At 74.5% G+C, this 10,214-nt stretch carries 9 protein-coding genes and 1 pseudogene; 3 read left to right on the top strand and 7 right to left on the bottom strand.

Going from position 1 to position 10,214, the window contains the following annotated elements:
• Together GTW67_RS24430 and GTW67_RS24435 are read left to right on the top strand one after the other, a co-directional pair.
• Window positions 1-1,249 (top strand): BamB-related PQQ repeat family beta-propellar protein (locus GTW67_RS24430; protein ID WP_161166953.1); only part of this gene is annotated, 1,249 nt, incomplete at its 5' end.
• Between the two features lie 89 nt (window positions 1,250-1,338).
• Window positions 1,339-1,923, top strand: coding sequence for a hypothetical protein (locus GTW67_RS24435; RefSeq protein WP_161166954.1), 585 nt, complete (start codon window positions 1,339-1,341; stop codon window positions 1,921-1,923).
• Window positions 1,924-1,950: 27 nt separating this feature from the next.
• On the opposite strand, the gene GTW67_RS24440 is transcribed toward GTW67_RS24435, so the two are convergent.
• The 6 genes from GTW67_RS24440 to GTW67_RS24465 all read right to left on the bottom strand — a co-directional run bounded on the left by GTW67_RS24440 (window position 1,951) and on the right by GTW67_RS24465 (window position 9,194).
• Window positions 1,951-3,354 (bottom strand): NAD(P)/FAD-dependent oxidoreductase, encoded by a 1,404-nt coding sequence (locus GTW67_RS24440; protein ID WP_161166955.1) that lies wholly within the window; start codon window positions 3,352-3,354, stop codon window positions 1,951-1,953.
• Window positions 3,344-4,540: an MAB_1171c family putative transporter gene (locus GTW67_RS24445; protein ID WP_161166956.1), complete on the bottom strand. Its 1,197-nt coding sequence runs from the start codon at window positions 4,538-4,540 to the stop codon at window positions 3,344-3,346. The genes GTW67_RS24440 and GTW67_RS24445 overlap by 11 nt, the downstream gene beginning before the upstream one ends.
• Window positions 4,540-5,154 (bottom strand): toxin, encoded by a 615-nt coding sequence (locus tag GTW67_RS24450; protein WP_161166957.1) that lies wholly within the window; start codon window positions 5,152-5,154, stop codon window positions 4,540-4,542. The genes GTW67_RS24445 and GTW67_RS24450 overlap by 1 nt, the downstream gene beginning before the upstream one ends.
• Before the next feature lie 200 nt (window positions 5,155-5,354).
• Window positions 5,355-5,546, bottom strand: a complete 192-nt coding sequence (gene afsS, locus GTW67_RS24455; RefSeq protein ID WP_161166958.1) for a co-regulatory small protein AfsS — start codon at window positions 5,544-5,546, stop codon at window positions 5,355-5,357.
• A 192-nt stretch (window positions 5,547-5,738) separates the two neighbouring features.
• Complete coding sequence (gene afsR, locus GTW67_RS24460; protein WP_161166959.1) at window positions 5,739-8,705, bottom strand: SARP-family global regulator AfsR; 2,967 nt, start codon at window positions 8,703-8,705, stop codon at window positions 5,739-5,741.
• Window positions 8,706-8,795: 90 nt separating this feature from the next.
• On the bottom strand, window positions 8,796-9,194 hold the full coding sequence (locus GTW67_RS24465; RefSeq protein ID WP_161166960.1) for a nitroreductase family deazaflavin-dependent oxidoreductase: 399 nt from the start codon (window positions 9,192-9,194) through the stop codon (window positions 8,796-8,798).
• Window positions 9,195-9,287: 93 nt separating this feature from the next.
• Between GTW67_RS24465 and GTW67_RS24470 the strand changes: the two genes are divergently transcribed.
• The gene (locus GTW67_RS24470) at window positions 9,288-10,097 is read left to right on the top strand and encodes an endonuclease/exonuclease/phosphatase family protein (protein ID WP_161166961.1); all 810 of its coding nucleotides are present in this window, start codon (window positions 9,288-9,290) and stop codon (window positions 10,095-10,097) included.
• Here the strand turns inward: GTW67_RS24470 and GTW67_RS38615 are convergent.
• Window positions 10,094-10,214 (bottom strand): annotated as a pseudogene (locus GTW67_RS38615) (class F sortase); the annotation flags it as partial. The gene GTW67_RS24470 and the pseudogene GTW67_RS38615 overlap by 4 nt on opposite strands.

Here is a 10,214-nt window from a genome sequence, read left to right on the forward strand (position 1 = left end):
GCCCCCGCCGGAGTCCGCCCTCGCCGCCTCCTGGTCCCGGCCGCGCCCCGGCGTGGGCGGCGCCGACCCGTCCGTACCGGCACCGGCCGCGCCCGCGACGCCCCCCGAGGCGGCGGCGAGCGGCTGGCGGCCCTGGCGTTTCCGCATGTCCAACGACGTGTGGGGCACCCCGTCCGTCGACGGGGACCTCGTCTACGTCACCTCCTTCGAGGTGCACGCCCTGGACGTGGCCACCGGGCGCCGCCGCTTCAAGACCCGGGACGTCGCCTGGTCGATGGCGGTCGCGGACGGCCGTATCCACGCCTCCGACGGCCCCACCCTCTTCGCCCTGGACGCGCGCGAGGGCGGCGACCTGTGGCGCGTCCAGACGGACGCCTGGGTCTACTCCCTCCAGGCCGACCGGGGCACGGTCGTCACCGCCACCCGCGGCGGCGGCGTCCAGGCCTGGGAGGCCTCGGGCGGCCAGAAGCTGTGGGAGATCACCGGCGCCCAGACCGACTTCGAGTCACCGGAGGCGGGCGCCTCGGTCCACGACGGCACGGTGTACGTCTGGCAGGACGCCCGGCTGCGCGCGCTGGACGCCCGCACCGGCGACGAGCGCTGGTCGTACCCGATCGGCGACGCGGCCTCCTGCGGCGGCGTGCCGGTCCGCCTGGCCCAGGCGCCCGACGGCTATGTGTACGTCGCGGCCGGCACCCGCGTCCTCGCGCTGGAGGTCGCCTCCGGACACGTCCGCTGGCACTTCGAGGCACCGGCGGTCTTCCTGTCCCCGCCGGTCTTCGTGCCGGGCCCCGCGGTGACCGGCGGCGGCGTCTACCTGGCCGACTACCTCGGCACGGTGTACGCCCTCGACGCCACCGACGGCCGCGACCGCTGGCGCATCGCGACGGAGGGCCGCTCCTCCACCGACCCGGTCCTGGTGGCCGCCGGCCACGTCCACGTGGGCAGCGGCAAGGGCCTCTACACGCTGGACGCCGTCACGGGCACGCCCAAGTGGCGCTTCCAGGCGGGCGGCGAGATCGTCGGCGCGCCCGCGGTGGCCGAGGGCCGCATCCACTTCGGCTCCACCGACCACCTCCTCTACACGCTGAAGGCCGACGACGGCCGGCTGCGCTGGAAGCTGGCGACCGGCGGCGAGATCACCGGCTCCCCGGTCGTGCGGGACGGCATCGTGTACGCGTGCAGCAAGGACCGCTGCGTGTACGCGCTGGACGCGGAGAAGGGCACGGGGACCGCCCGTACGACGTGACGCGGTCCGCCCCGCGACGGTCACCGGGCGTGCCCGGCCGTGGCAGGGCAGTGACATGACCGTGACAGCGGCTGTCTAGCGTGGGGGCCATGACGACACGGGGACGGGCCTTCAGGTTCACGGCGATCTCGGCACTGGTGGTGCTCAGCCTGACCGGCTTCTCGACGGGACGCGGCCACGGGCACGGCCACGGCGGCGGTGACGGCGGGGGCGGTTGCAGCAGCAGCGGCCAGGACCACGACAGTTCGTCGTCCTCGTCGGACGGCGACGTCTACAAGGACGACGGCTCCGACGACTCCTACGGCGGCGGCACGAGCGGCGGCTACGGGAACGGCAACTCCGGTTCCGGCTCCGACTCCGATTACGACGACGACAACAGCGGCTCCGGCGGCTCCACCGGCGCCCTCCAGCCCGCCACGGTGGAACTCGTGAGCTGCGCGACCGCGGACGACCCGTACGCCACCGTCGAGATCACCAACCCGAACGACCGCGAGTACACCTTCGCCGTCACCGTCTTCTTCAAGGACGGCGGTGACGTCTCGCTCGACGACGCCCGCGAGGAGGCCACCGTCCCCGCCGGCAGCGCGACCCGCGTACGCCTCGCCTTCGACGCGCCCGGCATGACCGCCGACCACTGCGAGCTGGACGACGCGGCCCCCCTGCCGCTGACGTGACGCGGCGTTGTGTGGCGCGACCGGCGGTCAGGAGCGGGCCGCCCGGCGCTCCGCCTCGGTGATCGGCGGCCCGTCCAGGTGGGGCCTCTTCGGCCCGAACAGCATCGGCACCAGCATGTCCCGCGAGAACAGCCGCGTCGGGGGCCGCTCCATGCTCATCACGTCGAGCAGGGCGCCCATGGCCCGCGGACTGCGGGCGCCGGTGGCCACGGCCCGGTCGACATAGCGGGCCAGCAGCCGCTCCACCACCGTCGGCGGGGTGTCGGCGGCGCCCGGGTAGAAGGCGTCCTGGCCGACGGCCAGGTCCCAGGCACCGGCGACCGGGCGGGCCGCCGCCCGCTGGAGGGCACCGGCCGTCCCGGGCGCCGTGAGGCCGGTGCCGCGCAGCACGTGGCGGACGGCGAGGGCGCCCTGCGCGGCGACGGTCAGGCCGTGCCCGTAGACGGGGTTGTAGCCGGCGACCGCGTCACCGAGGACGAGGAAGCCGTCGGGCCGGCGCTTCAGCTTCTCGTAGTAGCGGCGCCGGTTGGCGGTGCTGCGGGTGACGGTGACGCGGCCGAGCGGTTCGGCGTCCCGCAGCAGCTCGCCGATGACCGGGTCGGCGAGGCCGAGCGCGAACGGCACGAAGGCGTCCGGGTCGGGGCCGGGCTCGCCGCCCCGCGTGCCGCCCAGGGTGACGATCCACCGGTCGCCCTCCACGGGCAGGATGATGCCGCCCCGCCCCGGCGCCTGGGCCGGGTTGGCCTGCACGTTGATCAGCGGGAAGGCGCCGTCGGCGGTGGTGCCGGGGGCGCGGTACACCCGGGTGGCGTAGGTGAGGCCGGCGTCGACCTCCCGCTCGGTGACCCGGGGCAGGCCCAGGTCGACGAGCCACTGCGGGGCGCGGGAGCCGCGTCCGGTCGCGTCCACGACCAGGTCGGCGTCCAGCACCCGCTCCTCGCCGCCGCCGGCCAGGACGCGCACCCCGGTCACCCGGCGGGCGTCGCCCTCCAGGGACAGGGCGGCGGTGTCCTGGAGCAGGGTGACGCGCTCGCTCTTGAGGACGTGGTCGCGGACGACGGAGTCGAGCAGGTCGCGTGAGCAGACCAGATTGCGGTGGTGGGTCGCCAGGAACCGGCGGAACCAGACCTCGTTGGGGGCCCGGGACACCATGTCGCCCATGATGTGGACCAGACGCCCGCCCCGGGACACCACGTCGTCGACGAGCCCGGGCAGCAGCTCGCCCAGGGCCCGCACACCGCCGCTCCACACCAGGTGCGCGTGCCGGGCCTGCGGGACGCCCCGGCGCGGCTCGGGCCCCTCGGGCAGGACGTCGCGCTCGACGACGGTGACGTCCGCGAACTCGGTGAGCGCGGCGGCGGCGAACAGGCCCGCCGCGCTCGCGCCGAGGACGACGGCGTGCGGCCGGGGGGCGACGGGGTTACTGGGCATGGGCGTTGAGGCCGCTTTCTGTGCTGGTCACCCGGCGGCCGAGGGCGGCGAGGGCACGCCGTCGGTACAGGGCGAGGGAGATGGTGCCGATGTGGTCGCTGATGTCGGTGCCGATGCCCGGGGACCGCTCGGTCGCGGGCGCCGGGACACCGGCCGCGTAGCCGTCGATGGCGTCGCGCAGCGCGACGGCGCCGGCGAGATCGCGGGCCCGCGCCTCGCCGTGCGCGGCCCGCGCCGCGGCGAGGGCCCGCTCGTGGACGTCGTGGCGGAAGTGCGGGGCCAGCAGCCGCAGCGCGTCGTGGATGCGCTGCTGGCGCTGCATGACCCGCAGGTCCAGCGGCACCCAGAACCCGAACCGCGCCGGTGCCGCCGCCGGCGCGAGCACCCGCAGCGCCCGCCACAGGGGCCGCAGCCGCAGGTACTCCCGCTGGTCGCGCACCGCGTTGCGCAGCGCGGGCCCGGCCTGCGGGACGATGAAGCCGACGGCGACCAGCGAGGCCTGGAGCAGCGCGAACGGCGGCGCGATCCGCGTACTGAGGACGTCCCAGTCCGCCCCGCACCACCGGGCCGACACCGCGGTCAGCTTCGCCGCGTCGAAGACCAGCCCGGCGGCGAAGCCGGCCAGCAGGAAGACGACCCCCGACTTCACCCAGCGGTCCGTCACGGTCGGCGACCACTGGCGCAGCATCCGCGTGGCGACGATGCCGGTCACCGCGTGCGCGCCCAGGTAGAGCAGGATGTGCTCGCGCATCCACGGGGTGCCGGCGTAGTACGTGTCGAGGTCGTACACGCGCGGTTCCGGCACGCTGGCCAGGAAGAACGTCATCCACAGCCCGGCCACGACCCCGCCGTACGCCCAGTGGATACGGCGGATGCCGCGGCTGCGCCGCTCCGACGGCGGCTCCCGCCACCGCGTGATCATGGCCAGGCCGGTCGCGCCGGACGCGGTGAGGAACGAGTACGCCCAGGGCGAGGCGAAGTTGGGGATGCCGGTCCACGCGTTGAGCCGCTCGATGTTGACGGGCGTGACGACGACGAGCACGCACGTCGCGCACACCAGCAGCACGGTCGTCGCCCGCACCTCGGGGTTGCGCCAGGCCCGCACGAAGGTGGGCAGCTTGAGCAGGACGGCCAGGGCGAGCAGGACGGTGGGCAGCGCGTAGGGGATGTGGAAGTGCGGGCCCATCAGAGCAGGCGCCCGCCGCGGTTGGTCAGCGACAGGTTCATGCGGCCCTCCACCGTCGCCGGGGACACCGGGCCCTCGGCGTACCGGCCGCGCATCCAGGTGCGCACCTCGCGGCCGAACAGCAACCCGAAGGTCTCGGCGGCCACTTCGTGATCGTCCGGCGACTCGGCGCGGGCGGCGACGGCCAGCAGCGCGTCGCGCGGCACCTCGGCCTCGGCGAGGATCTGCTCCGCGGCCCGCCTGACCGCGTCCGACGCCTGCCGCGGCGGGGCGACGGCCCGTGCGGACGCGTCCGCGAGCCCGTCGACGTGGTGCCCGCAGTCGCCCTGCTCCTCGTGCCACAGCTCATGTCCGAGGATCACCAACTGGGCCTCCGGGACGGTGTGTTCCTCGACCACGACGAGGGACCGGTCCCCGAGGTCGAGCCGCAGCCCCGACACCGGGATGTCCGCCGGGAACGCCCGGAACACCAGCTCCACCGGCCGCCCCGCGCGCACGCTCATGGCCCGGCAGAACGCCCGCATCACGGCCTCCGGCTCCGCCGGCCGCTCGACGCCCTGGGCGGCCTCCCTGCCGAGCGCACGGAGCAGCGCCTTCATCCCTCGCGAACTCACCGCCCGGGGCCTCCCTCCGGGGGACATCACCGACGTACACCGACATGACGGGGAGACCTTAGTGACGAACGCCCTTTCGTTCGACCCTTCCGAACAACACCGGCCACGCCTTGGCCGGAAGTGGCCGATTCCGGACACACGTCGGCCGCGACGGCTCCCCCTCCGCGCCGCCGCGGCCGATCCCCGTGCGGGAGGAAGGCCTACTTGCCGTCCCGGTCCAGGTCCAGGGCGGGCGGGGCGGGCATGTGGTTGTCCAGCGTCGTGATGGCCTCGTTGGCCGGCTCGCTCGGCATGTGGTTGTCCTGAGTGGTGACAGGCTCCTCGCCCGCCGGCGGGCTCGGCATGTGATTGTCCTGCGGCGTGGCTGCCGCGTCCTTCTTCGGCTCGCTCATGAGCTTCGCTCCTCAAATTGCTGTGACGAGTGAGCAACGCCCGTCCGGTGGCTCCCCCGAGGGCCACCGGACGGGCGTGCGGAGCCGCACACTAACCGGCCGGCTCGCTGGTCATCCGCCTGCCCCCCGACGCGACGGCGTGACATGCACGACAGTGCCGGATGGAGATAAACGAATGCTGAACACCCGTGTCTAGCCCGCCGTGGCCCGGGCGAGCAACGCGCGGAGTTCAATGGCCTCTTCGGCGTCGTTCTGCTCGTAGAGGCCGAGTGCCTCGTGCCAGCATGCCTTGGCACGGTCTTCCTGGCTCAGGGCCGACAGGGCACGGCCGAGAAGAGCCAGCACGTTGCCCCGCATCCGGTCGCCACCGATGCATCCCAGTGCCAGGGCTTGTTCGGCGTGCTGGGCTGCGGACGAGGCACGCCCTGCCGCCAAGTGGACTTCTGCGATGCGGTAGTTCGTGGCGCCTTGCCACAGCCGTTGGCGGTGGTCGCCGAAGATGTCCAGCGCCTCCATGAACTGGCCGAGCGCCTCTTCGTGGCGTTCCGCCCTGGTCAGCGCGACGCCCACGGCGAAGTGCCCGTTCGCCAGCCGCATGGTCCGGCCGAGCTCCGCATATACGGCCAGGCCCTGCCGGGCTATGTCGACGGCAGCCGGGATGTTCCCCATGCCGAGTTGGGATCGTGACAGATTCGACAGCGCGGAGGCTTCTCCCGCCCGGTTGTCGGTGGCCCGGAACCCCGCTATGGCTTGATCGAACAGTCCCTTCCCTTCAGCGAACCGCCGCTGGTGCAGGCAGACGAGGCCGCGGTTGTTGGCCACCCAGCTGACTGCCGTCGAATCCCCTGCGGAGACAGCCAGGTCCATGGCCAGCTGAGCCTCTCCCTCCGCCTGTTGAATGCGTCCGGACACCAGAAGCACATCGCTGAGTACCGTCCGGGCGCGTCCCTCGGCGCCGATGTCCGCGGCGGCGCGAGTCGCTTCGCACATGCTCCTGGCCGTGGCTTCGTACTGGTGAGAGTTCGCCCCGGACTCCGTCAGGTCCTTGGCCGCCCACAGCAGGTCCACCGCCCGCCGCAGCCTCTCCGTCCCGGCGGACTGCCGCACGCACGCGAGCAGCGGTGCCGCCTCGCTGTACAGCCAGTCCAGTGCCGCCGAGCCCTCGGTGAACGTCAGGCCCGGGTACTCGGTCGGCTCCAGGCCGTCCACCAGCCGGTCCCCCGGCCGTTCGATCGCGTACACCCCCGCCGCCGTCGCCAGATAGAAGTCCAGCAGGCGGGACAGCGCCGCCCCCCGTTCGCTCGGCGGGTGTTCGTCGCGGTCCGCGCACGCGCGGGCGTAGAGGCGGACCAGGTCGTGGAAGCGGTAGCGGCCCGGGGCCGCCGACTCCAGGAGGGACGTGTCCACCAGGGACTCCAGCAGGTCCTCCGTGTCCTCCGCCGGGAGGTCCAGCAGCGCTGCCGCCGCCGCGAGGGAGATGTCCGGGCCGTCGGCCAGGCCGAGGAGGCGGAAGGCGCGGGCCTGGGCCGGCTCCAGCTGGCCGTAGCCCAGCTCGAACGTGGCCTTGACCGCCAGGTCACCGGCCTGAAGCTCGTCCAGCCGGCGCCGCTCGTCCGCCAGCTTGGCGGCGAGGACCGACACCGTCCAGGTGCGCCGGGCCGCGAGGCGTGACGCGGCGATGCGGATGGCGAGGGGCAGGAGCCCGCAGGCACCGACGACGTCCAGCGCCGCCTCCCGCTCCGAGGCGACCCGCTCCTCGCCGACGACGCGGGTGAAGAGCGCCAGCGCCTCCTCGGGGGACATCACGTCCAGGTCGACCAGATGCGCCCCGGCGAGGCCCACCATCCGCACCCGCGACGTCACCAGCGCCGCGCACCCGTCCGTGCCGGGCAGCAGCGGACGTACCTGCGCGGCGTCCCGGGCGTTGTCCAGCAGGACGAGGACGCGGCGGCCGTCCAGGACGGAGCGGTACAGCGCGGCCCGTTCCTCCAGCGAGTCGGGGATGGCCGAGTCGGCCGTGCCCAGGGCCCGCAGGAAGGAGCCGAGCACTGTCTCCGGCTCCGCCGACCGCGCGCCCGCGCCCTGGAGGTCGACGTAGAGCTGCCCGTCCGGGAAGGCGGCCCGCGCCTGGTGGGCGACGTGCACGGCGAGGGTCGTCTTGCCGACGCCGCCTATGCCCGCCAGCGCGGAGACGGCCATCACCCGGCCCTCGGCGCCGGACGCCGAGCCCAGCACCTCGCTCAGCTCCCGCACGAAGGACGCGCGTCCCGTGAAGTCCGGTACGGAGGCGGGCAGCTGGGCCGGGCGGACCGGCACCGCGGTCGACTCCGCGGCCGGCGCGGACGGTTCCGCCAGGGCCGGGTCCGCCTGGAGGATGCGCTGCTGAAGCTCCCGCAGACCGGGCCGCGGGTCGACGCCCAGCTCGTCGGCGAGCAGGCGCCGCGTGTCCGCGTACACGGCCAGCGCCTCCGCCTGGCGCCCGCTGCGGTACAGGGCGAGCATCAGCAGCTCCCGCAGCCGCTCGCGCAGCGGATGCGCGGCGGTCAGCGCGGTCAGCTCCGAGACGGCCTCCGCGTGGCAGCCCAGCTCCAGGTCCATGTCCAGGCGGGTTTCGAGGAGTTGGAGCCGCCACTCCTCCAGCCGGGCCCGCTGCGCCTGCGCGTAGGGGCCCGGTACGGCGGCCAGCGCCTCCCCGTCCCACAGGGCCAGCGCGCGCACCAGCACCTCACGGGCGCCGCTCGGATCCCCGGCGGCCCGCGCCTTCTCCGCGTCGGCGGCCAGGTCCTGGGCGAGCGACAGGTCCAGGGCGCCGCCGTCCAGCCCGCGCACGGCGTACCCGCCCGACTCGCTCACCAGCACACCGGGGTCCAGGACCTTCCGCAGCCGCGACGCGTACGTCCGCACCGCCGCCAGCGCCTGCGACGGCGGCTCCTCGCCCCACAGGGCGTCGATCAGCTCGGCCGCGGTCGCCGTACGGCCCTCGCGCAGCAACAGGGCGGCCAGCAGCGCGCGTTGCTGCGGGGACCCGGTGGCCAGCGACGCGTCGCCGCGCCAGGCGCGCACCGGCCCGAGCACACCGAAGCGCAGCCCGGCCGACTGCTCCGGCCCCGCCGGGTCCCCGGAAAGCCGCTGCTCCGGAACCCGCGGTCCACCGTCCATGCCGTCCCCCTAGACATCCTGAGCAACGAGGCCAGTTTGCCTTGTTCATGCCGACCACGTCAGCCGTGGGAGACGCCGATCACAGCACCCTCACCTCTCCAGGTCGACCCGGACCGTCAGCAGTCCCGCCCCGACGCCCATCGCCCGTACGGCCAGGCTGTTGAGGCGGGGCAGGCCGCGCAGGCGCGCGACCGGGTCGTCGTCGGGGAGCAGGTGGGCCGTCCCCGCGTGCCAGCGGCCCCGGATCCGCACCCGCACCCGCGGATCGGCCCGGATGTTGCGGATGTACTGCGCCCGCTCCCCGAACTCGGACACCAGCCAGAAGGAGTCCCCGACCCGGCGTCCCCCGACGGGCGTGCGGCGGGGGAGACCGGAGACGCGGCCGGTGGTCTCCAGCAGGGTCTGGACCGGCAGCCGGCGCACGACCGCGTTGAGCCGGCGCTGGAAGGCCGTCACGGCCCGGTACTTGGTCTCGGCGTAGGACGACATCGTTCGTTCACCATCCCGTCTCGTGTGCCTCCATGTTCGCTGGAAAACCTGAAGGGGAGGCTGCGGACGGGCGGACAGACGGGTGGTGCGGGCGTGCGGGTCGTGACCTGGAACCTGTGGTGGCGGTTCGGCCCGTGGGCCGACCGGCGCAAGGCGATCCTCGCCGTCCTGCGCGACCTCGACCCCGACGTCGTCGGACTCCAGGAGGTGTGGGCCACCGAGGACGAGAACCTCGCCGGATGGCTGGCCGGCGAACTCGGCCTGCACTGGGCCTGGGCGCCCTCGCCCGCACCCGAGCGCTGGCAGCGCCGGCTCGGCGACGACACGGTCGGCATCGGCACGGCGGTCCTCAGCCGCTGGCCCGTGGTGGAGCGGGCCGTGCTGCGCCTGCCCGTCCCCGCGGAACTCGACGACGGACGGCTCGCGTTCTACGCCCGCCTCGACGCGCCCGTCCACCAAGTCCCGTTCTTCACCACCCACCTCACCTCGGCCTCCCACGCCGCCCAGGTGCGCCGCGACCAGGTCGCCGCCCTCGCCGGCTTCGTCGCCGCGCACCGGCACGGCACCGCCCACCCGCCCGTCGTCACCGGCGACTTCAACGCCCGCCCGGACACCGAGGGGGTACGGCTCCTGCGCACCGTGCCCCTCCACGACGCCTGGGACCACGCCGCCCCCGGCACACCGGACGGCACCTGGGACACGGCCAACCCGTACGTGTCCCACGCCGACGGCGAGTCGAGCATCCGCATCGACTACATCCACGTCGGCCCACCCGGCCCCGCCGGCCTGGGAAGCGTCCGTTCCGTACGGCGCGCGGGCACCGGCCCGGTGGCCGGCGTCTGGCCCTCCGACCACCTGGCGGTCGTCGCGGACCTGGCGGGGCCAGGGGCTGAGGGGGCCTAGCGGGGCGGAGAGGTCCGGACGAGGTCCGCGTACAGGACGATGTTGTCGGGGCGGTGTCCGTCCCGCAGGTCGCCGCCGCAGGTGATCAGCCGCAGTTCGGGCGCCGTGGTGTCGCCA

This window comes from Streptomyces sp. SID5910 (assembly GCF_009862125.1).
GTDB lineage: Bacteria > Actinomycetota > Actinomycetes > Streptomycetales > Streptomycetaceae > Streptomyces.